This is a genomic window from Lacrimispora sp. (genome assembly GCF_036758025.1).
Classification (GTDB): Bacteria; Bacillota; Clostridia; order Lachnospirales; family Lachnospiraceae; genus Lacrimispora.
The window spans coordinates 121,006-143,168 of record NZ_DAIOXM010000012.1 but is presented as its reverse complement, the minus strand read 5'-3'; the positions used below and the strand labels follow the sequence as shown (position 1 = coordinate 143,168).

Annotated in this window: 17 protein-coding genes; all 17 read left to right on the top strand. The window is 47.0% G+C overall.

Translation table 11 applies throughout. The annotated features are described in order from the left end of the window. Positions 1 to 1,417, top strand: a 1,417-nt coding sequence (locus V7M78_RS12075) for a tripartite tricarboxylate transporter permease (protein WP_333649808.1), incomplete at its 5' end; no start/stop codon positions are given. A gap of 17 nt (positions 1,418 to 1,434) precedes the next feature. Next, positions 1,435 to 2,745 (top strand): lactate racemase domain-containing protein, encoded by a 1,311-nt coding sequence (locus V7M78_RS12070; RefSeq protein WP_333649806.1) that lies wholly within the window; start codon positions 1,435 to 1,437, stop codon positions 2,743 to 2,745. Positions 2,746 to 2,758: 13 nt separating this feature from the next. After that, positions 2,759 to 4,276, top strand: coding sequence for a galactarate dehydratase (gene garD / locus V7M78_RS12065; RefSeq protein WP_333649804.1), 1,518 nt, complete (start codon positions 2,759 to 2,761; stop codon positions 4,274 to 4,276). A 141-nt stretch (positions 4,277 to 4,417) separates the two neighbouring features. Continuing rightward, entirely contained in the window at positions 4,418 to 4,855 is a 438-nt protein-coding gene (locus V7M78_RS12060; protein ID WP_333649802.1) for a PPC domain-containing DNA-binding protein, read from the top strand. Between the two features lie 210 nt (positions 4,856 to 5,065). After that, entirely contained in the window at positions 5,066 to 6,469 is a 1,404-nt protein-coding gene (locus V7M78_RS12055; protein WP_333649800.1) for an MATE family efflux transporter, read from the top strand. Continuing rightward, positions 6,466 to 7,377, top strand: coding sequence for an acetamidase/formamidase family protein (locus tag V7M78_RS12050; protein ID WP_333649798.1), 912 nt, complete (start codon positions 6,466 to 6,468; stop codon positions 7,375 to 7,377). Before V7M78_RS12055 ends, V7M78_RS12050 begins: the two co-directional genes overlap by 4 nt. 310 nt (positions 7,378 to 7,687) lie before the next feature. After that, complete coding sequence (locus tag V7M78_RS12045) at positions 7,688 to 8,758, top strand: branched-chain amino acid aminotransferase (RefSeq protein WP_333649821.1); 1,071 nt, start codon at positions 7,688 to 7,690, stop codon at positions 8,756 to 8,758. Positions 8,759 to 8,858: 100 nt separating this feature from the next. Next, positions 8,859 to 9,770, top strand: a complete 912-nt coding sequence (locus V7M78_RS12040; RefSeq protein WP_333649796.1) for an AEC family transporter — start codon at positions 8,859 to 8,861, stop codon at positions 9,768 to 9,770. 335 nt (positions 9,771 to 10,105) lie between these two features. Continuing rightward, entirely contained in the window at positions 10,106 to 12,067 is a 1,962-nt protein-coding gene (gene thrS, locus V7M78_RS12035; protein WP_333649794.1) for a threonine--tRNA ligase, read from the top strand. Between the two features lie 116 nt (positions 12,068 to 12,183). Next, positions 12,184 to 12,498, top strand: a complete 315-nt coding sequence (locus V7M78_RS12030) for a DUF1540 domain-containing protein (RefSeq protein WP_333649792.1) — start codon at positions 12,184 to 12,186, stop codon at positions 12,496 to 12,498. Between the two features lie 252 nt (positions 12,499 to 12,750). Next, positions 12,751 to 14,244: an L-arabinose isomerase gene (gene araA / locus V7M78_RS12025; RefSeq protein WP_333649790.1), complete on the top strand. Its 1,494-nt coding sequence runs from the start codon at positions 12,751 to 12,753 to the stop codon at positions 14,242 to 14,244. Between the two features lie 33 nt (positions 14,245 to 14,277). Beyond that, positions 14,278 to 15,876, top strand: a complete 1,599-nt coding sequence (locus tag V7M78_RS12020) for a xylulokinase (RefSeq protein ID WP_333649788.1) — start codon at positions 14,278 to 14,280, stop codon at positions 15,874 to 15,876. Between the two features lie 28 nt (positions 15,877 to 15,904). Beyond that, positions 15,905 to 16,594, top strand: coding sequence for an L-ribulose-5-phosphate 4-epimerase (locus tag V7M78_RS12015; RefSeq protein WP_333649786.1), 690 nt, complete (start codon positions 15,905 to 15,907; stop codon positions 16,592 to 16,594). 16 nt (positions 16,595 to 16,610) lie between these two features. Continuing rightward, positions 16,611 to 17,741 (top strand): GntR family transcriptional regulator, encoded by a 1,131-nt coding sequence (locus V7M78_RS12010; RefSeq protein WP_333649784.1) that lies wholly within the window; start codon positions 16,611 to 16,613, stop codon positions 17,739 to 17,741. Further along, positions 17,738 to 19,366 carry a response regulator transcription factor gene (locus V7M78_RS12005; protein ID WP_333649782.1) on the top strand — a complete coding sequence of 543 codons (1,629 nt, stop codon included), beginning with the start codon at positions 17,738 to 17,740 and terminating at the stop codon, positions 19,364 to 19,366. The genes V7M78_RS12010 and V7M78_RS12005 overlap by 4 nt, the downstream gene beginning before the upstream one ends. Next, positions 19,350 to 20,786 (top strand): sensor histidine kinase, encoded by a 1,437-nt coding sequence (locus tag V7M78_RS12000; RefSeq protein ID WP_333649780.1) that lies wholly within the window; start codon positions 19,350 to 19,352, stop codon positions 20,784 to 20,786. The genes V7M78_RS12005 and V7M78_RS12000 overlap by 17 nt, the downstream gene beginning before the upstream one ends. 169 nt (positions 20,787 to 20,955) lie before the next feature. Further along, on the top strand, positions 20,956 to 22,038 hold the full coding sequence (locus tag V7M78_RS11995; protein ID WP_333649778.1) for an ABC transporter substrate-binding protein: 1,083 nt from the start codon (positions 20,956 to 20,958) through the stop codon (positions 22,036 to 22,038). Positions 22,039 to 22,163 lie beyond the last annotated feature (125 nt).

The following is a 22,163-nucleotide window of genomic DNA, read 5'->3' as shown; positions in this document are numbered from 1 at the left end:
CGGCTCTATTCCAGGGCTGACATCTACCATGGCAGTCGCTCTCTGTCTGCCTATAACTTTTTCCATGACACCATTAAATGGAATTTCCATGTTGATCGCTCTTTATGTTGGAGGAACTTCCGGCGGCCTGATTTCTGCCATATTGCTAAAGATTCCAGGAACCCCTTCTTCCGTGGCAACTACCTTTGACGGTGGTCCTATGGCGGACAGGGGAGAGGGAGGAAAAGCTCTGGGAATCGGCATTTTATATTCTTTCCTGGGAACCATACTTTCCATTCTGGCTTTGATTTTCATTGCTCCTTCCCTGGCAAAAATTGCGTTGAAATTTGGACCTTATGAATTTTTTGCCATCTGCCTGTTTGCGCTGACTATGATTGGTGCTATGGTAGGGGATAATCTGTTAAAGGGATTGATGAGCGGCGTGGCAGGTTTGACATTCTCCCTTTTTGGAATTGCTTCAATCGGAGGAGCAGAGCGTTTTACTTTTGGAATTCGGGATCTGGAAAATGGATTCCAGCAGCTTCCGGTTATGATTGGGCTGTTTGCAGTGGCAGAGGTTTTAAAGGTGGCTGTAGACGGACTTGAATCAAAGGAGCAGAAAATCACGAATTATAAAATTAAAGGCTTTGGAATCTCATTAAAGGAGTTCAAGGATCAGTTTGTCAATTTTATCCGTTCTGCTCTGATTGGTATTGGTATCGGCATTCTGCCGGGAATTGGCGGTGCTACCTCCAATATCGTGGCTTACAGTGTGGCAAAGCAGCAGAGTAAATATCCGGAAAAATTCGGAACCGGTGTGATTGACGGTGTTATCGCAACTGAGACTGCAAACAACGCATCAATTGGCGGAGCCTTAATTCCGCTGCTGACCTTGGGAATACCTGGAGATACGGTAACAGCCATGATCCTGGGCGGTCTGACTCTTCATGGAATTGCTCCTGGACCCTTGTTGTTTAAGAATAGCGGAACTCTTGTTTATGGTATTTTTGCTGCATTCCTTATTGCAACGATCATGATGCTTATTGTGGAATTTGGCGGAATCCGTCTGTTTATAAAAGTATTGGAAGTTCCCAAGTACATTTTGCTTCCGGCAGTTTTGGTTCTGTGTATTGTCGGTACATATGGAACGAATCATAATATGTTCGATGTATGGACATCCCTTCTTTTCGGTGTTATTGGATATTTTATGGCGAAGCACAAGTTTCCTCAGGCACCTATGATTCTGGGATTTGTCCTGGGAACAACGATAGAGGAAAACTTAATCAGAGGTCTGATGTACAGCAACAACAATTTCCTTACATTCTTCACATCACCGATTGCAGCTGCATTTATTCTGTTCTCTATCGGCATGATGATCTGGACTGGTTATAAGCAGATTCTTATTTCCAGACAGTGCAGAATTAACAGTCAGGAATAGGAAAGGAATAATTCAGAATGAATGTGATAGACGGAGGCGGCGTTTCACAGCTTTTAAAAGATGTGGAGATACCCAGAATGTTCCGTGCCCGGCAGAAATTTCCGGCAGACTCTATTAAGCCGGAGAATATTCTCCAGACCGTATGGAAAGAGCTGGAGCAGGAAGAAATTTCTTCTCTTATCAAGCCGGACATGAGCATTGCAATTACTGCTGGAAGCCGGGGCATCCGCAATGTGGACATCATCACCAAGGCCATTGTAGATTTTGTGAAATCCAAAGGTGCAAAGCCTTTTATTGTACCTGCCATGGGAAGCCATGGCGGGGTAACGGCTCAGGGACAGCTTGAGGTGCTGGAAAGCTATAAGATTACGGAGCAGACCATGGGATGTTCGATCCGCTCCTCCATGGAAGTAGTGGAACTGGGGTATACCGAAAGAGGATGCCGTGTGGTCTTGGATAAAAATGCATATGAAGCAGATGGAATTATTATTTCCTGCCGCTTGAAGCCTCATAACGCCTTTCGGGGACCTTATGAAAGCGGTCCCTGTAAGATGATGACAGTGGGACTTGGAAAGCAGATAGGCGCTTCTGTGGTACATAGTGACGGCATGGATGTTATAGCTCAGAACATCCCGGACATGGCAAAGGTGGTGCTGGAAAAGGCCAATATCCTTTTTGCTGTTCCCTGCATAGAAAATGCATACGATGAAACCTGTAAAATCGAAGCCATATTGGCGGAGAACATTCTAAAGAGGGAACCTGAGCTTTTAACTTATGCATTTTCCAACATGCCCAGGCTGATCGTGGGAGAAACTGATGTGCTGGTAGTGGATGAGATCGGAAAAAATTACAGCGGGACTGGAGTGGATCCAAACATAACGGGGACCTTTTCCACACCCTATGCGACGGGAGGCATCAGAACCCAGAGAACCTGTTTTTTAAATTTGAGCCAGGCATCCCACGGTAATGCATTAGGATGCGGATTAGCCAGTGCCATTACCAAAAAGATATTTGATGAAATGGATGTGGAAAAGATGTATCCCAACTGCATTACAAGCACAGTTCTGGCCTCAGCCCGGATACCGTGTGTGATGGCCACTGATAAAGAGGCCATTCAGATCTGCATCCGAACCTGCAACAAGATAAAACCGGGCAGTCTCCGGATGGTGAGAATTGCAAACAGCCTCCATATTGATACCATTTTATTGTCAGAAACCTATTATGAAGACGTAAAGGCAGGTAAGTATGAAGGGCTGGAAGCCGTAGGAGAGCCGCAGGAAATGGAATTTGACCAGGCTGGGAATGTTTTAACGCCTGTTAGAATATAGGGGGTAAAAATACGTGAGCGTACCATTGTATATAAAGATCAAGGAACAGGATAATGTGGCCATTGCAATCAATGAGATCAAGGCCGGCACAGAAGTGATGGACGGAGTGGCTGCCCGCCACAACATTCCCCAGGCTCATAAGATCGCTCTTTGCGATATTCCTGCAGGAGGAGAGATCATCCGCTACGGTGTGGTTTTGGGCTATGCGGTCGATTCCATTGCAAAGGGAGACTGGATCAACGAACATATGCTGGAGCTGCCGGATCCCCCGGATGTGGACAGCATGGAGTTTGGTACTGATCTGGTAACTGATCTGCCTGAACCGCCGGTTACGGTCTGGGAAGGCTATGCTAACCCCTGGGGAGGGCCTGCGGGAACACGCAACCTCTTGGGAATCAGCACCACGGTCCAGTGCGTGACAGGCGTGCTCAATGTGGCAGTGGAGCGGATGAGGCGGGAGTTGCTTCCCAAATATCCCAACGTGGATGGAATCGTACCTGTAAACCATGCCTACGGATGCGGTGTTGCCATCAATGCACCGGAGGCCCATATTCCCATCCGGACTCTCCGAAACCTGTCCAAGCATCCTAACTTCGGAGGACAGATGATGGTAGTAGGCCTTGGCTGCGAAAAGTTCTCTGTGGAAATGCTCTGCGATGCTGCGGATATTACAGAGGAAAATGTCATTATCCTCCAGGAAAAAAAGGGGATGGACGACATGATCGGCTCTCTGATGGAAATGGCTGAAAAGAAGCTGAAGATCTTAAATGAGAGAAAAAGGCAGACTCTCCCCCTTTCTGACCTGCTGATCGGTATGCAATGCGGAGGCAGCGATGCTTTTTCCGGAGTGACCGCCAACCCTTCTGCGGGTTATGCTTCCGATATGCTGGTAAAAGGCGGAGCAACGGTTTTATTTTCCGAAGTTACGGAGGTGCGGGATGGAGTGTATTTACTTGCCCGGCGCTGCATAAATGAAGAAGTGGGGAAGAAGCTGGCAAAAGAAATGAAATGGTATGATAATTATTTAAAAGAAGGCGAAGTAGACCGGAGCGCCAACCCCACTCCCGGAAATAAAAAAGGCGGATTAGCCAATATTGTGGAAAAGGCCATGGGTTCCATTGCAAAGTCCGGCACCTCTCCCATTGTGGAAGTACTGTCCCCGGCGGAAAAGCCCACAAAAAAAGGACTTATCTATGCGGCAACTCCTGCAAGCGATATTGTCTGCGGGCCGTGCCAGCTTGCAAGCGGTATTGGGCTTCAGGTGTTTATGACAGGAAGGGGAACTCCCTACGGCCTTGCAATGGCTCCGGTGATCAAGGTATGTTCCAGAAATGATATGAAAGACCAGTGGATGGACCTGATCGATGTAAATGCAGGCCCCATTGCAACTGGAGAAGCCACTATAGAGGAAATTGGAACTCTGCTGTTTCATGAAATTATTGATGTTGCCAGCGGGCGCAAGGAGACTTATTCGGAGAAATATAAGCTTTATAATGATTTGTGCATTTTTAATCCGGCTCCCATTACCTGATCAATGACTTAAATAAAAGTTACAATTTTCGTTTTATGCGGCATTGGCCGTAAAAACGGGAATTGTAACTTTATTTTTCAGGCAGAAATTGTTATAGTATGAGATATAGATAAAACAGCAGAGAAGAAGGAGGGCTTCCATATGGAATATCGAAAGTTTGTGCATACATTTGTGGTGCGTCTGGACCGGGGGGATGAGATTCTTCTCAGTTTGATAAGGCTTTGCAGGGAAGAAGGAATAAGGCTTGCATCTGTGACTGGTCTTGGAGCAGTAGACACGGTTCAGCTGGGTGTCTTTGATACAGAAAAGAAGCAGTATTACAGCCGGGAATATCAAGGGCTTTATGAGATTGCCTCGCTGATGGGAAGCATCACCCAAAAGGAAGGAGATCCTTATCTGCATCTTCATATGGTAATCGGAAATCCCCATACAGGAGAATGCCACGGAGGCCATTTGAGCAGGGGAGTGATCAGCGCCACCGGTGAACTGATTATAACGGAAATTCCCGGGACAGTGGAACGGAGAGAAGATGAAGCCATAGGGCTGAATTTATTTCAGTTTCATGAGGAAAACGGCTGATAAAAGAGAATAGATGCAATCAGTCATGACAGGCTGCCGCAGAAGGAAATGTTTCTTTTGCAGCAGTCTGTCATGGCATAAGAAGGAAAAAGGGGATGCAAAAACAGGGGGATGGTGGTATGATAAATAAAGATAGGTTATGAACGGCAAATTGTTTGATCGATAACAGATAAAAGACGGAGAAGAAAATAGAAAGAAGGCAGTGAGGAAATGACTGATACAAAAAATGATTTTTCACAAGGAAGCGTAATGGGAAACATATTGAGACTGGCCCTTCCCATGACCTTGGCCCAGTTTATCAATGTGCTTTATAACATTGTGGATCGGGTCTACATAGGAATGATACCTGAAAATTCCACCCTGGCATTAACGGGCCTGGGCTTGTGCCTTCCCATCATTTCCATGGTCATTGCTTTTGCCAATCTCTTCGGAATGGGCGGCGCCCCCTTGTGTTCTATTGAACGGGGGCGGGGAAATGTAAAGGAAGCGGAACGGATTATGGGCAATTCCTTTGTGCTTTTAATGATTTCCGGAGTCATACTGACAATTTTGGGACTTATATTCAAAAAGCCCATGCTGTATCTGTTTGGGGCCAGTGACTTAACTTATCCCTATGCGGACCAGTATATCACCGTTTATCTGGTAGGAAATATCTTTGTGATGATCGGTCTTGGAATGAACAGTTTCATCAACTCCCAGGGTTTTGGAACCATCGGAATGATGACGGTTCTTCTGGGAGCAGTTTCTAATATTATTTTAGACCCCATATTCATTTTTGTTCTGAACATGGGAGTCAGAGGGGCGGCTTTCGCCACCATCATATCCCAGTTTCTGTCTGCAGTCTGGATTGTTAAGTTTCTGACAGGTAAAAAGGCTATCATAAGACTGAAAACCTCCTGTTTCCGCTTAGAAAAGTACAGAGTGAGAAATATTACAGGCCTTGGCATGTCGGGGTTTACCATGTCCATCACCAACAGCCTGGTTCAGATTTTATATAATTCTTCCCTCCAGCGCTACGGCGGAGATTTGTATGTTGGAATCATGACTGTCGTCAATTCGGTCCGGGAAGTAATTACCATGCCTGTAAACGGGGTTACCAGCGGTGCGCAGCCTGTTATGGGATACAATTATGGAGCGGAAAAATATGACAGAGTAAAGCGGTCTATCGTATTTGTTTCGGTAGTGTCTATCATATATACCACACTTATGTGGGGGCTGATCCACAGCTTTCCTGAATTTTTTATCCGGATATTCAACCGGGATGCAGAGCTTTTAAAAGAAGGCGTTGCAGCCATGCGGATCTATTATTTCGGATTCTTTTTCATGTCCCTGCAATTTGCGGCCCAGTCCGTGTTTGTTGCCTTGGGAAAGGCAAAAAAGGCTGTGTTCTTTTCCGTTTTCCGGAAGGTGGTTATTGTGGCTCCCTTAATCCTGATCCTTCCTGCCATCATGGGAAACGGCCCGGCAGGAATCCTGATGTCAGAGCCCATATCCAACTTAATCGGAGGCTGCGCCTGCTTTATTACCATGCTGGCTACGGTATGGCCGGAGCTTGGCAGAAAAACATCGGATAAAAAACTAACATATAAAGAAACCAGAGGGACTGACCAATGAAAACCATAACCAGAAATTATATTACCAATATTCTCTCAAAGAAAAATCCACCCTGTGACACCATTAAACCGGGAGAGACAGTTGTATTTGAAACTTATGACTGCTTCACCAATCAGTTTCTGCCTGAGCAGGCCACCTTTGAAAACGTGGTGAGAAAGCCGGGAAATCCGGCCACAGGTCCTCTTTATGTGGAAAGCGCAATGCCGGGAGATATGTTAAAGATCAAAATTCTGGACATTGAAATGGGCCCTGTAGGTATTGTTATGCTGGGGCCGGGAAGCGGAAGTGAAAAGGAAGAGTTTCCCCGTAAAGTCTTAAGACGAGTTCCCGTAAAAGACGGATTCGCCCTGTATAACGAAAAACTCCGGATTCCGGTAAAACCTATGATCGGGGTCATTGGCGTGGCTCCTGAAGGAGACGGAGTTTCCACCATCACCCCCATGGACCACGGCGGAAATATGGACTGCACCCAGATCAGAAAAGGCGCCACCCTTTATCTGCCTGTATTTGTGGAAGGAGCTCTTTTATCCATGGGAGATTTCCATGGAGTGATGGGCGACGGAGAGGTGGAGGACTGCGGTCTGGAGATTGAAGGGCGGGCCACAGTTTTAGTAGAGGTGGTCAGGAACAAAAACTGTGTTCCTTATCCCATGATTGAAACCGAAGACCGGCTGATTACCATTGCCTCCAGGGAAAGTGTGGAAGAGGCATGGAGGGCAGCCACCAGACAGATGTTTGACTTTATAAAAGAAAAGGCAGGAATAGACAGTGAGGATGCAGGCATGCTTCTGACCATGGCTGGAGATCTGGTGATTTGCCAGACTGTAAATCCCATGAAGACTGTGAGAATGGAATTTCCTCGATATATAACTCAGAGTTATGGTTTAGATTCCATTTCGGCAGAGTAAAATAGGCTGAAATTTCTTGACACCAGAAGCTTTTTGGACCATAATGATAAACAAATTATAAAAAACTGACAGATATGCCGGTATGGGAAGCACCCTGCGGGTGTACCTTGATACCCAGAGAGTATGGGCAGGGAAGAGGAAGCACCCTGCGGGTATACCACGATGCCCAAAGAGCATGGGCAGGGAAGAGGAAGCACCCTGCGGGTATACCAGATGCCCAGAGATCATGGGCAGGGAAGAGGAAGCACCCTGCGGGTATACCATGATGCCCAAAGAGCATGGGCAGGGAAGAGGAAAGGAAGAGTACAAAATGCAGACAATCAGAATAGAAAAAAACGCTTGTCCCAAGGAAAAACCAGGCAGAGACAATCCATTGGTATTTGGAACCATTTTTACAGATCACATGTTTGAAATGGACTATGAGGAAGGAAAGGGCTGGTTTGATCCCCGCGTCGTGCCTTATCATAAATTGGAGCTGGACCCCTCTGCCATGGTATTTCACTATGGGCAGGAGATGTTTGAGGGCTTAAAGGCTTATAAAGCAGAAGATGGCCGGATTCTACTGTTCCGCCCGGATAAGAACATTGAGCGTGCCAATAAGAGCAACCGCCGTCTTTGTATTCCTGAGATTCCGGAGGATTTGTTTTTGGAGGCATTGAAGACCGTGGTGTCTGTGGATCAGGACTGGATTCCCACAAATCCGGGAACTTCCCTTTATGTCAGACCCTTTGTCATTGCTACAGACCCATACTTAGGAGTCAGAGCTTCCTATACTTATAAATTCATGATTATTTTGTCTCCGGTAGGCGCTTACTACGCCAGCGGCCTTGATCCGGTTAAGATCTGGATTGAGGACGAATACGTCAGAGCAGTAAAGGGCGGAATCGGAGAGGCAAAAACAGGCGGAAATTATGTGGCCTCCCTGGCCTCTCAGGTAAAGGCGCATGAAGAAGGATATTCCCAGGTGTTATGGCTTGACGGAGTTCACCGGAAGTATATTGAAGAAGTGGGAGCTATGAACATCTTCTTTAAGATCAATGGTGTTGTGGTCACACCTGAATTAAACGGAAGCATTCTTCAGGGAGTTACCAGAGATTCTGTCCTCGCCCTTTGCAGGGAATGGGGAGTGGCCGTAGAGGAGCGGAAGGTTTCCGTAGATGAGGTAGTTGCTGCCGCAGAGTCAGGAGCTTTGGAGGAATGTTTTGGAACCGGAACAGCCGCGGTTATTTCCCCGGTAGGAGAGCTTCGGTTTGAGGAAGACAGGATGTCCATCGGAGGCGGAAAAATCGGAGAACTGACCCAGAAGCTTTACGATACCATAACAGGAATCCAGCTTGGCGCGGTAGAAGGTCCGAAGGGCTGGACCGTGGAAGTAAAATAAATATATTGATATCCGGCGGGGCCGATTGCGGCACCGCCGGAACTTTGGTTTGAGCAGACAGTTTACCTAAATAAAATACAAAAAGAAAAGAGAGTGTTCTATGGCAGCAGTATTGGCAAAGGCAGTTGCGTTTGTAGCAATTATTGCAATGGGCTACCTGCTTAAACTGGCAGGATTTTTTCGTGCAAAGGATTTTTACTTATTTTCTAAAGTGGTCATTAAAATCACTCTTCCGGCAGCTATTGTGTCTAATTTCAGCAAGATTACCATGGAGTATTCCCTGCTGATCATGTGTGCAGCCGGGCTTTTATGCAACCTGGTCACCCTTGTCATCGGCTATCTGATGAATCTTACGAAATCAAAGGAAACGAGAGCCTTTGCAATGATCAACATGTCCGGATACAATGTGGGGAACTTTACCATGCCCTTTGTGCAGAGCTTTTTAAGCCCCATGGGATTTGCAGTCACAAGCCTTTTTGATGCGGGAAATGCCGTCATGTGTACCGGAATTAATTATACCGTGGGCAGTATGGTGTTGGGAGAAGAGGAAAAGCCTTCTTTGAAAAATATTTTGCTGAAGCTGTTTTCCTCTGTTCCCTTTGACGCTTATGTGGTCATGACTGTGTTGGCCCTGTTAAAGATCAAGCTTCCCGCGGTGATTCTCAGCTTTGCAGAAACCGCAGGGGCGGCCAATGGATTCATTGCCCTTCTCATGCTGGGTATTGGGTTTGAAATACGGATGGAAAAAGAGAAAATAGCCCAGATCATTAAAATTTTAGCCACCAGGTACGGGCTTGCCCTGCTCATGGCCCTGGGATTTTATTTTCTCACTCCCTTTGGGCTGGAAATGCGCCAGGCTTTAGCTATTGTTTCCTTAGGCCCCATATCTTCGGTGGCTCCAGCCTTTACAGGTGCCTTAAACGGAGATATTGAGATGGCCAGCGCCGTCAATTCCTTGTCAATCATCATAAGCATTGTGGCGATTACCGCTGCTCTTATTATCCTGCTTTGAAAAAATTTACCGCCTACTTGACAAACAATTTCATCGTGTTATAATTTGAGTAGAAATTAATATAAAAAGCGTTGATGAGACCAGTATCATATCAGGAAAGTTCAGAGAGAGGCCCGTTTGGTGAAAGTGCCTTACCGGAATGCTATGAGAAGACCAGCTCGGAGCGTCCCTTAATAGGGAACGGTGATTCCGTTATCATCACAATGAAGTGGTTTGAACATTTTTTGTTCATTCAAGCAAGGGTGGAACCGCGATTCCTATAGTTGAGTCGTCCCTTTCTGTATGGAAGCATATGGAAAGGGACTTTTTTATTTGTCAGAAAAGGAGATTAAAAGATGAAGATTACATTAAAAGACGGCTCAGTCAAAGAATATGAGCATTCAATGTCAGTCATTGACATTGCCTCTGATATAAGCGAAGGCCTGGCAAGAAATGCATGTGCAGGCGAAGTAGACGGAACTGTTGTGGATTTAAGAACTGTTGTGGATAAGGACAGCAGCTTAAGTATTCTGACTGTCAATGATCCGGCAGGTCTTTCTGCTTACCGTCACACTGCCAGCCATATCCTGGCTCAGGCAGTGAAGAGACTGTACCCGGAAGCAAAGCTGGCAATCGGACCTTCCATTGAAAACGGCTTTTATTACGATTTTGATATCCCTTCTTTTTCAAGAGAGGACTTAGACAAAATTGAAGCCGAAATGAAAAAGATCATAAAGGAAGGTGCTAAAATCGAAAGATTTACCCTTCCGAGAGAAGAAGCCATTAAGTTTATGGAGGAAAAGGGAGAGCCCTATAAGGTGGAGCTGATTCAGGATCTGCCGGAGGGTGCGGAGATTTCCTTCTACAGCCAGGGAGATTTTACCGATCTCTGCGCAGGGCCTCATCTGATGAGCACAAAGTCCATCAAAGCATTTAAGCTGACTTCCTCCTCAGGCGCTTACTGGAGAGGCAGCGAGAAAAATGCCATGCTGACACGTGTTTATGGAACAGCTTTTTCCAAAAAGGAAGAATTAAATGAATATCTGGAATACCTTGCAAACATCAAAAACCGGGATCACAACAAGCTGGGCCGGGATTTGGAAATCTTTGCAACGGTTGATGTCATCGGTCAGGGTCTTCCCCTTCTGATGCCAAAGGGTGCCAAGATCGTCCAGACTATGCAGAGATGGATTGAGGATGAGGAAGAGAAGAGAGGCTATATGAGGACAAAAACTCCTCTTATGGCAAAAAAAGATCTCTATATTATTTCCGACCATTGGGATCATTATAAGGAAGGAATGTTTGTGCTGGGAGACGAGGAAAAGGATGATGAAGTATTTGCCCTTCGCCCTATGACCTGCCCATTCCAGTATTACGTTTACAAGCAGAGCCAGAAATCCTACCGTGACTTACCTTGCAGATACGGCGAGACTTCCACTCTGTTCCGGAATGAGGACTCCGGAGAGATGCACGGTTTGACTCGTGTGCGCCAGTTCACCATTTCCGAGGGACATTTAATTGTCCGTCCTGACCAGATAGAAGAAGAGTTTAAGGGCTGCGTGGATTTGGCAAAATACTGTCTGACCACACTTGGCCTGGAAGGCGATGTAACCTATCAGATGTCCAAATGGGATCCTGACAAAGCAGATAAATATCTGGGAACTCCTGAGATGTGGGATGAAGTCCAGGATATGATGAGAAAGATTCTGGATCACATCGGAATCGAATATACGGAAGCAGTAGGAGAAGCGGCTTTCTATGGTCCTAAGCTGGATATTCAGGCTAAAAATGTATACGGCAAGGAAGACACCATGATCACCATTCAGCTTGACATGTTCCTGGCAGAGCGCTTTGACATGAGCTTTGTGGACAGAGACGGAACCAAGAAGCGTCCTTATATCATTCACAGAACCTCCATGGGCTGCTATGAGAGAACTCTGGCATGGCTCATTGAGAAATACGAAGGCGCATTCCCAACCTGGTTATGTCCGGAGCAGGTTCGTGTACTTCCGATTTCTGAAAAGTATCATGAGTATGCGGAGAAGGTAGAAGCCCAGTTAAAGGAAAACGGCATTTTGGCAACGGTTGATGAGAGAGCAGAGAAAATCGGCTATAAGATCCGTGAAGCCCGTCTGTCAAAGATTCCTTACATGCTGGTGGTAGGACAGAAGGAAGAAGAGGAAGGCGTGGTATCAGTCCGCAGCCGCTTTAACGGCGATGAAGGACAGCGTCCTCTGGGAGATTTTATCGATGATATCTGCCGTGAAATCCGTACAAAGGAAATTAAAAAGGTAAATGTAACAGAAGAATCAAAATAAATTTAAATTTAAGATGGTCAGGAAGTATTCGTGAGAATATTTTCCTGACCATTTGCGCACACTACCTCCTGAATCATCAGTTCAATTTCTTCAGAAATCAAAGGAGGTCACAGGTCATGACAAAATTAGACTGTAGTGTTACAAGCTGTATTCATAATTCTGATTACTACTGTTGTAAGTCTGCTATTATAGTAGAAGGAAACCAGGCAAAGGATTCCTATGATACATTTTGCGGAAGCTTTGATGAAAATAAGGACGGTTCCTTCCGGAACGTGTTCAAGACTCCGGAAAGCAGGCTGGAGGTGGACTGCGAGGCAGTCAACTGCGTATACAACGAAGACCGCCACTGTTCAGCGGATCACATTGGAATTGCCGGAGACGGGGCCAGGGAAGCAGGCCACACGGAATGTTCCACATTCAAGACCAGATAAAGATAAGAAAAAGCAAAATGCGCCGGGGGCTGTCCCTGGCGCATTTTGCTTTTTGATAATGACCTTTTATGCGGTAAAATAAGCAGCTTTCCGCCTCCTGGTACTTGGAACAAATCAGATTTATGATAAAATAAATAAAAACAACTTGTGCAGTGGTACATACAAGTTGTAAATTGGTATTAAGAGGATGACCGGATCGCTCTCATGGAAATTCAATAAAACAAATACATAGAAAAGCGAGGGGTAATTAATATGAAAAGTAAAACGTATCAGTTTTGGTTTGCCACGGGTTCACAGGATCTTTATGGGGAAGAGTGTTTGCAGGATGTGGCGGAGCATTCCCGGATCATAGTGGAAAGGCTCAATGCATGCGGCCGCCTTTCTTTTGAAGTGGTTTTAAAGCCGGTACTTATTGACAATATTTCCATCCGCAGCCTGTTCAATCAGGCCAACGGGGACGAGGAATGTGCGGGGGTTATTACCTGGATGCACACCTTTTCTCCGGCAAAGTCCTGGATTTTAGGGCTTCAGGAATACAGAAAGCCCCTGCTTCACCTTCACACCCAGTTTAACCGGGAGATTCCTTATGATGCCATTGACATGGATTTTATGAATGAAAACCAGTCCGCACACGGGGACAGGGAGTTCGGCCATATGGTTACAAGAATGGGAATTGAGAGAAAGGTCATTGCAGGCTTCTGGGATGACGAAAAGGTTCAGGACCGGATAGACTCCTGGATGCGGACCGCAGTAGGAATCATGGAAAGCAGCCATATCCGCGTGCTCCGGGTGGCGGACAATATGAGAAATGTTGCCGTTACCGAGGGAGATAAGGTGGAGGCTCAGATAAAGTTTGGCTGGGAGATCGATGCTTATCCGGTCAATGAAATCGAAGCTTACGTAAAAGATGTGGCAGCAGGGGATATCTCGGCTCTGGTGGAGGAGTATTACAGCAAATATGAAATCCTGCTGGAAGGAAGAGATCCTCAGGAGTTTAAAAACCACGTGGCTGTCCAGGCACAGATTGAGCTGGGTTTTGAACGGTTCTTAAAGGAGAAGAATTACCAGGCCATTGTTACCCATTTCGGAGATTTAGGCGCATTAAAGCAGCTTCCGGGTCTTGCAATCCAGCGTCTGATGGAAAAGGGTTACGGCTTCGGCGGCGAAGGGGACTGGAAGACAGCGGCCATGGTCCGTCTGATGAAAATCATGACAGCCGATTTAAAGGAGGCAAAGGGTACTTCCTTTATGGAAGACTACACCTACAACCTGGTTCCCGGAAAGGAAGGTATTCTTCAGGCTCATATGCTGGAGGTTTGCCCCTCCGTTGCCGACGGGAAAATAGGAATTAAAGTAAATCCTCTGTCCATGGGACAAAGGGAAGATCCTGCCCGCCTTGTATTTACGGCAAAGGAAGGAAGGGGAATCGCAACATCCCTCATTGATCTTGGCAGCCGTTTCCGCCTGATTATCAACACTGTGAACTGCAAAAAGACGGAGCAGTCAATGCCTAAGCTTCCTGTTGCAACCGCTTTCTGGACACCGGAGCCAAACCTGACTACAGGAGCGGAAAGCTGGATTCTGGCCGGCGGAGCCCATCATACAGCATTTTCCTATGATCTGACAGCAGAACAGATGGGAGACTGGGCTGATGCCATGGGCATTGAAGCTGTTTACATCGATGAACATACAACCATCAGAGATTTGAAAAATGAATTGAAGTGGAATTTTGCAGTATACCGTTAAACAGGTCATGAAAGGCAAGAGGAGGGGGTTTCAATGGAGAAAAATATAATTGCGGCGGCTGTACGGGAAGGCAGGACTGCCCTTGGAGTGGAACTGGGCTCTACCAGGATCAAAGCTGTACTGGTGGATGAAAATCATGAACCCATCGCTTCCGGAAGTCATGAGTGGGAAAATCAGTACATAGATGGAATCTGGACCTATTCGATTTCCGATATATGGAAAGGGGTGCAGGACAGCTACCGGAAGATGGCGGAAGCTGTAAAAGAGCAGTACGGAGAAACCCTGACAAATGTAGGCGCTATCTGCTTTTCTGCTATGATGCATGGATATATGGCCTTTGATAAAGCGGGGGAAATTCTGGTTCCTTTCCGTACCTGGAGAAATACCATGACAGAGGACGCTTCAAAAAAGCTGACGGAGTTGTTTTCCTATCAAATTCCCCAGAGATGGAGCATCGCCCATTTATACCAGGCCATTCTCAACAAAGAAGCACATGTGCCGGAGATTGATTATCTCGTCACTCTGGAAGGGTATGTGCACTGGAAGCTGACAGGAAAAAGAGTGCTGGGAATCGGAGACTGCTCAGGTATGTTTCCGGTGGACAGCGGCACAAAGGATTATCATGAACGGATGGTGAGGCAGTTTGACCAGCTGGTTTCCTCTGAAAATCTGCCCTGGAAGCTTCGGGATATTCTGCCTCAGGTGCTGACGGCAGGAGAGGAAGCGGGAACCCTGACGGAAGAGGGAGCAAGGCTCCTCGATCCAAGCGGCAATTTAAAGGCTGGAATACCCTTGTGCCCCCCGGAAGGAGACGCAGGAACCGGAATGACTGCCACCAACAGCGTAGCCAGAAGGACGGGAAACGTATCCGCCGGAACCAGTGTGTTCGCCATGGTGGTGCTGGAAAAAGAGCTTTCAAGGGTTTACCCGGAAATTGATCTGGTGACAACCCCTGCCGGGGATCCGGTTGCCATGGTTCACTGCAACAACTGTACTTCGGATTTAAATGCCTGGGTATCCCTGTTTGCGGAATTTGCGGAAACCATGGGAATAGAAACCGATAAAAACGTCTTGTTTTCCAATCTCTACCGGAAAGCTTTGGAAGGTGACAAGGACGGCGGAGGCCTCCTTTCTTACGGATATCTTTCAGGAGAGCATATCACTCATTTTGAAGAGGGGCGGCCTTTGTTTATCCGTACGCCGGAAAGCCGCTTTAATCTGGCAAACTTTATGAGGGTCCACTTGTATACGGCTCTGGGAGCCTTAAAGATCGGAATGGATATTCTGTACGGCGAAGGGGTTGAACTGGATGCTCTTTTAGGCCATGGCGGTCTCTTTAAGACAAAGGAAGCAGGACAGCGGATCATGGCTGCTGCCATGGGCGTTCCGGTCTCTGTTATGGAGACTGCAGGAGAAGGAGGCGCCTGGGGAGCTGCTCTTCTGGCTTCTTACATGATCCAAAAGGATGAAGAAGAGACTTTGGATCACTATCTGGCAGAAAAAGTATTTCATGGGAAATCGGGAATCAGAATAGAACCGGACCTTGAGGATGAAGCAGGCTTTGCTGTTTTTATGGAGCGGTACAAAAAAGGACTTTCTATTGAGCGGGCTGCAGTGGACAGCTTAAAGTGATTCTGGAAGAAGAAAGGAAGGGTTTGACATGTTGAAGGAATTGAAACGAGAAGTATATGAGGCCAACATGGAGCTTCCCAGAAAAGGACTTATTACTTACACATGGGGCAATGTCAGCGGCATTGACCGCAAAATGGGTCTTTTCGTTATCAAGCCCAGCGGAGTGGATTACGAAAAACTTACGCCGGAGGATATGGTGGTCATAGATATGGAGGGCAATAAGGTAGAGGGGAAATTAAATCCTTCCTCAGATACTGCCACTCATTTAGAGATATACAAGGCATTTGAAGCTGTCGGCGGAATCGTCCACACCCATTCTCCTATGGCAACCTCCTGGGCTCAGGCAGGAAGGGTTCTGCCTTGCTACGGCACCACCCATGCGGATTATTTCTCCGGTGAAATTCCCTGTGCCCGGAATCTCACCAGAGAAGAGATTGAGGAAGGATACGAAAAAAATACGGGTCTGGTCATTATTGAGACGTTCAAAGGAATGGACCCCATGCACGTGCCTGCTGTTCTATGCAAAAACCACGGGCCCTTTACATGGGGAATTGATGCGGCCGATGCGGTTCATAATGCCGTTGTTTTGGAGGAGACCGCTAAGATGAGTCTCATGACTGAGCTGTTAAATCCTCAGGTAACATCGGCTCCCCAGTGCATGCAGGATAAGCATTTTATGCGGAAACATGGGCCCAATGCATATTACGGACAGAATTAATAGTAAGGAGTGCTATATGGCGGAGGACAATGGAAAAACAAAATATTACATGTTGATGGAAGAACTGAAAAAAGACATTATTTCAGGAAAAAGAAAGCCGGGGGACCGTCTGCCCTCGGAAAATGAACTGTCGTCCTCCTGCCATGTCAGCCGTCATACGGTGAGAAAAGCCCTTTCCATTCTGGAGCAGGAGGGATTTATCGAGGCGGAGCATGGCCGGGGAACTTTTGTTTCCAGAAAAAGGTTTGGGAAAAAAGGTTCGGGTAACATTGCGGTAATTACTACCTACTTATCCGATTACATTTTCCCCCGGCTGATCCAGGGGATCGACCGGGTGCTTACTGCGGAGGGTTACAGCATCATACTGAAGAATACGGGAAACAGCAGACGCCGGGAAATCAAGTGCATAGAGGAAATCCTTGAAAAGGATGTTGACGGCCTTATTATAGAGCCAAGCAAAAGCGAGATCATGTGCAGGCATAAGGGGCTGTATGACAAGCTGGATTTTTATGGCATTCCTTATGTATTCATACAGGGATACTATGACCAGATGAAAGATAAGCCCCATATCCTGATGGATGACCGTATGGGTGGTTATCTGGTCACCAAACATCTGCTGGATCTGGGACATAAGCATATTCTGGGAATATTCAAAGCAGATGACAGCCAGGGAAAGGATCGGCACAAGGGCTATGTAAAGGCCATTCAGGAGGCAGAAATCCTTTATGATCCGGATATGGTGATCTGGTTCCATACGGAAGACCGCATGGCGAAGCCATCAAGCATCTTAACGTATATGCTTGAGAAAGGCGCCCCCATAGACGGGATTGTCTGCTACAATGACCAGATTGCATTGGAGATCATAAAAACCATTGAAGAAAGCGGACGGTCGGTGCCGGGAGATATTTCCGTTACAGGCTATGACAATTCCTTTATAGCAGAAAACGGAAAGGTAAAACTGACCACCATTGCCCACCCCCAGGAGCGCTTGGGGGCCGTGGCAGCGGAGCTTCTTTTGGAAAAGATGAATGGCATCTCTGATGAAGATAGCAAAGTGGAACGTATCCTGAAACCAGAGCTGGTGGTCCGGGAATCCTGCAGGGACCGCAGAGAGAAGACCGGATTGCCGAAGGGGGAAGGAAAATGATGAAAGTTTTTCTTGTAGAAGATGAAAAAATAGTCCGGGAGGGTATTAAGAACGGAATTCCATGGGGGAAATACGGGTTTGACTTTGCAGGCGAGGCCTCTGACGGAGAGCTGGCTTATCCGCTGATTTTGAAGTCAAAGCCGGATATTCTGCTGACCGACATTCGGATGCCCTTTATGGATGGGCTGGAACTGGCCGAAATGGTGAAAAAGGAGATTCCAAGCATTCATATCATATTTTTCAGCGGCTATGATGATTTTGAGTACGCAAAGCGGGCCATAAAAATAGGGGCATCGGATTACCTGTTAAAGCCTGTGACCAGTGCCCAGCTTTTGGAGGCCCTGGAGCGCATGAGCGACACCATTATGCAGGAGAGAAGCGAAAGGGGCTACAAGCTGGAGTTTTTAAAGCAGCAGGAAGAACGGAAGCGGATGGAAAGGGACAGGCTGTTTGACACCATTCTGTCGGGAAAAATGGGACTTCAGGAAATTCTTTTAAAAGGACAGGAGCACAGCCTGTCTTTAAGTGCGCCTATGTATAATTTAATCCTGTTCCAGGCAAAGGACTCCGGCGGTCAGGAACAGTATTCGGACGAAGGGGTGATCTTTGACGAAAGGCTAAAGGAGGAGCTGGACAGCAGGGGAGATATAATCGGCTTTAACCGGCTGACGGAAGGCTACGCTTTCCTGGTTATGGGAAATGATCCGGAGGATTTAGAGAGGAAAGTTTTCTCCTGGAAACAGCTTCTGGCAGAGCTGGTGAGGGACTGTCCGGAGCTGGAGTATTTCGGGGGAATCGGAATGCCTGTCTCCAGACTCAGCGAGATTAAGTCTTGCTTTAAGGCGGCAAGCAGGGCTTATGCCTGCCGCTACATGCTGGAGCACAACCAGTTTCTTACGGCAGAGGAGGCGGTCCGGCTTCATGACGATTCCCAAAGAATCAGCGTGGCCGGAATGGATATGAGCAGGCTGAGCAGGGATATTGTTCCCAACTTTCTTAAGAATGGTTCAGCGCCTGAGGTAAAGTATTTTGTGGAAGAATATGTAGACGCCTGCGGCAATAATTTTAAATCCCTGATATTCAGGCAGTATATTTTAATGGACGTATATCTGGCGGCGGTGGGGTTTGTGACCCAGTTAGGCTTTGAACCGGAACAGGTCATAAAGGAGCTTGGAGATGCCCAGACCCTTCAGCCCAGCGCAGGCTCTGAGGAGTCGGCGGTTTCCTATATCCGGTCCATTCTTTCCAAGGCCATTAACTTAAGGAATACCTGCTCCCGGAAAAAGTACCGGCTGGTCCTTGAAAAAGCCAGGGATTATATGGGAGCCCATTACCAGGATGAAGACATTTCCTTAAATGCGGTGGCTTCTGTTGTCAACATCAGTCCCAACCATTTCAGCACTATTTTCAGTCAGGAAATGGGCATCACCTTTGTAGAATGTTTAACAAAACTTCGGATGGATGCGGCAAGGGAACTTCTGTTAAAGACAGATTTAAGAACCTCGGAAATCGGTTACCAGGTGGGCTATAAGGACCCTCATTATTTCAGCTACTTATTTAAGAAGACTCATGGAATCACCCCAAAGGCATTTCGGTCAGGAGGAGAAAATGAAGCGCAAGCGTGATTCAATCAAAGCAAAAATACGGTCTATGCAGGCCATTGTCTTTATCCCAGTCATCATCATGATTGGGATATTGCTGTATGTAATGGCGTGGCAGAATGAACAGTACCGGCAGAGCATCCGGAACTTAACCATGGCTACGGAGTTTAATTTCGATTTTAAATCCAACATTGATTATAAGATGTACCGTATTGCCATAGGGGCGGATTCCTTTGATTCCTTAAATCCTTACGAGGACTTGGAAAGCTACAGAAAGCTGTTTGAACAGCTAAAGGACTCCACCCCTCAGGAGAGCAGCAAAAAGGGGCTGGACGGCATTCTGGTACTCATCGGCATCCTGGAAAAACGGATTGAAGATATCCGCACCAGCAGTGTCATCGGTGATTATGACCGGAATATGGAGCGTCTGGACAAGGACATTTACGTCATTACCGATTTGATTGAGGAAACCATGTCCGACTACATATACAGCGAGACAAATAACCTGGAGGCCATGCGAAAGAAGCTGGATGCCCAGATCCGGCAGGTCATTGCCTTGTGTATTGTGATTTGCGCTTACATCATCGTGTTCCTTATGATTTCCTTCACCACCTTTGGAAAGAAGATCACAAAGCCCATTGAGGAATTGTGCGCCTATACCATGGAGATTGCCAGCGGAAGCTTAAAGGTCAGCGCTCCTAAGAGCAATATTGAGGAAATCCAGACCTTAAGCGACCAGTATGACCATATGGTGTTTCGCATCGGGGAGCTGCTTGACCATGTAAGGCAGGAGCAGGAACTGAAAAGAAAGACGGAGCTGAAGCTTCTCCAGGCTCAGATCAACCCTCATTTTCTTTATAATACCCTGGACACCATTGTCTGGCTGGCAGAGGGAAAACGCCATCAGGAGGTGGTGGAAATGGTAACGGCCCTTTCTTCTTTCCTGCGGATGGGACTTAACAACGGGCGGGATTTTATTGCTATAAGAGGGGAGGCGGAGCACATAAACAGCTACCTCCAGATCCAGCATTTCCGGTATGAGGATATTTTGGATTATGAAATTGACTTTGAAGAGGGAATCATGGATTTTTCCATTATGAAGCTGACCCTTCAGCCCATTGTGGAAAATGCCCTTTATCACGGCATCAAGAACTGCAGGAAAAAGGGTTTTTTAAAGATCAGCGGCTGGCAGGAAGGAAATGACATTTTCTTAAGGGTAGAGGACAATGGAATCGGCATGAAGCCTGAGGCCCTCCTGAAAATGCAGAAGCTGGTGAGCAGGGGCGGAGAGGATGTGGACATGAGGGAAGGCTTTGGCATAGCCAATGTGGCGGAGAGGATCAGGCTTAATTTCGGAGCAGACTACGGACTTTCTGTAGAAAGCCAATACGGGGTGGGGACCTCTGTTACGGTACAGATTCCGGCGGTTCAAAGATCTGCCTAAAAAAATCAACCTTTTTCCGAAAAAATCCAACTTTTTGAAGGAATAGGCCTTAAAAGCGTAAGAAACTCAACTGTTTGCAAAAGATTTTCCATTGAGAAATATGGGGCAAAAAGCTATGATACAGGCAGATACAAAAACAGCAGACACTATATCAAACGGAGGGAAAGATATGAAGAAAAGATTACTCAGCATTATGACGGCTGCAACCATGACCGCAGCCGTGGTTTTATCCGGATGCAGCGGCTCCCAGACAGCAGCCACCACAGCGGCGGCTTCCGCGGAAACCAAGACAGAGGCTCCCGGGGAAACCAAGGCAGCGGAAACTACAAAGGCAGAAGCAGGGGGAACCGCAGGGGAACAGATCGCGGTAGGCTTTTCACAGGTAGGTGCGGAGTCTGACTGGAGAACGGCAAATACCGAATCCATGAAATCCACTTTTACGGAAGCCAACGGCTATAAGCTGATTTTTGACGATGCCCAGCAGAAACAGGAAAACCAGTTAAAGGCAGTCCGCAACTTTATTCAGCAGGATGTGGATTATATCGTAATCGCTCCGGTTACGGAAACCGGATGGGATACTGTGTTACAGGAAGCAAAGGATGCCGGGATACCGGTCATTATCGTTGACCGTATGATCGACGTATCCGACGATTCTTTATATACCGCATGGGTTGGCTCCAACTTCCTTCAGGAAGGCTATGATGCGGTTGCATGGCTTGATGATTACTTAAAGAAAAATAACCGTTCAGACGAGGACATCAATATTGTAACTCTTCAGGGAACCATCGGCTCCTCCGCACAGATCGGACGTACTGACGGCGTGGAAGAAAAGATGAAGGATCACCCCAGCTGGAAGATGTTAGAGCGCCAGACCGGTGAATTCACCCAGGCAAAGGGCCAGGAGGTTATGGAATCCTTCTTAAAGACTTATGATGACATCGATGTTGTAATTGCAGAGAATGACAATATGGCTTTCGGAGCCATTGATGCCATCAAGGCGGCTGGAAAGACCTGCGGACCTGATGGAGACATTATCATCATTTCCTTTGATGCGGTTGCGGCAGCGTTTGACGCCATGATCGCCGGAGACATGAACGTATCCGTAGAATGCAACCCGCTTCACGGTCCCCGGGTATCTGAAATCATTCAGAAGCTGGAAAAGGGCGAAAGCGTTGACAAGATTGCATACGTACAGGAAGGCGTATATCCGGCAGATACTGCAGCAGCAGAGAAACCAAAGCGCGCATATTAATCCCCCGGCCGTCTGCGGCAGAAAGAGGATGAAAGCAGAATAAACAGGTGCAGGGGCAGGGAGGTTTTAGTTCTCCTCCCCGCACCTTTTTTAATCCCAAAGGCTGTCCGCAAGGCAGAGAGCGG

Coding starts and splice junctions, on each gene's coding strand:
- V7M78_RS12070 (WP_333649806.1), top strand. CDS start 1,435: ATGAATGTGATAGACGGAGGCGGCGTTTCACAGCTTTTAAAAGATGTG.
- V7M78_RS12060 (WP_333649802.1), top strand. CDS start 4,418: ATGGAATATCGAAAGTTTGTGCATACATTTGTGGTGCGTCTGGACCGG.
- V7M78_RS12055 (WP_333649800.1), top strand. CDS start 5,066: ATGACTGATACAAAAAATGATTTTTCACAAGGAAGCGTAATGGGAAAC.
- V7M78_RS12050 (WP_333649798.1), top strand. CDS start 6,466: ATGAAAACCATAACCAGAAATTATATTACCAATATTCTCTCAAAGAAA.
- V7M78_RS12045 (WP_333649821.1), top strand. CDS start 7,688: ATGCAGACAATCAGAATAGAAAAAAACGCTTGTCCCAAGGAAAAACCA.
- V7M78_RS12040 (WP_333649796.1), top strand. CDS start 8,859: ATGGCAGCAGTATTGGCAAAGGCAGTTGCGTTTGTAGCAATTATTGCA.
- thrS (WP_333649794.1), top strand. CDS start 10,106: ATGAAGATTACATTAAAAGACGGCTCAGTCAAAGAATATGAGCATTCA.
- V7M78_RS12030 (WP_333649792.1), top strand. CDS start 12,184: ATGACAAAATTAGACTGTAGTGTTACAAGCTGTATTCATAATTCTGAT.
- araA (WP_333649790.1), top strand. CDS start 12,751: ATGAAAAGTAAAACGTATCAGTTTTGGTTTGCCACGGGTTCACAGGAT.
- V7M78_RS12020 (WP_333649788.1), top strand. CDS start 14,278: ATGGAGAAAAATATAATTGCGGCGGCTGTACGGGAAGGCAGGACTGCC.
- V7M78_RS12015 (WP_333649786.1), top strand. CDS start 15,905: ATGTTGAAGGAATTGAAACGAGAAGTATATGAGGCCAACATGGAGCTT.
- V7M78_RS12010 (WP_333649784.1), top strand. CDS start 16,611: ATGGCGGAGGACAATGGAAAAACAAAATATTACATGTTGATGGAAGAA.
- V7M78_RS12005 (WP_333649782.1), top strand. CDS start 17,738: ATGATGAAAGTTTTTCTTGTAGAAGATGAAAAAATAGTCCGGGAGGGT.
- V7M78_RS12000 (WP_333649780.1), top strand. CDS start 19,350: ATGAAGCGCAAGCGTGATTCAATCAAAGCAAAAATACGGTCTATGCAG.
- V7M78_RS11995 (WP_333649778.1), top strand. CDS start 20,956: ATGAAGAAAAGATTACTCAGCATTATGACGGCTGCAACCATGACCGCA.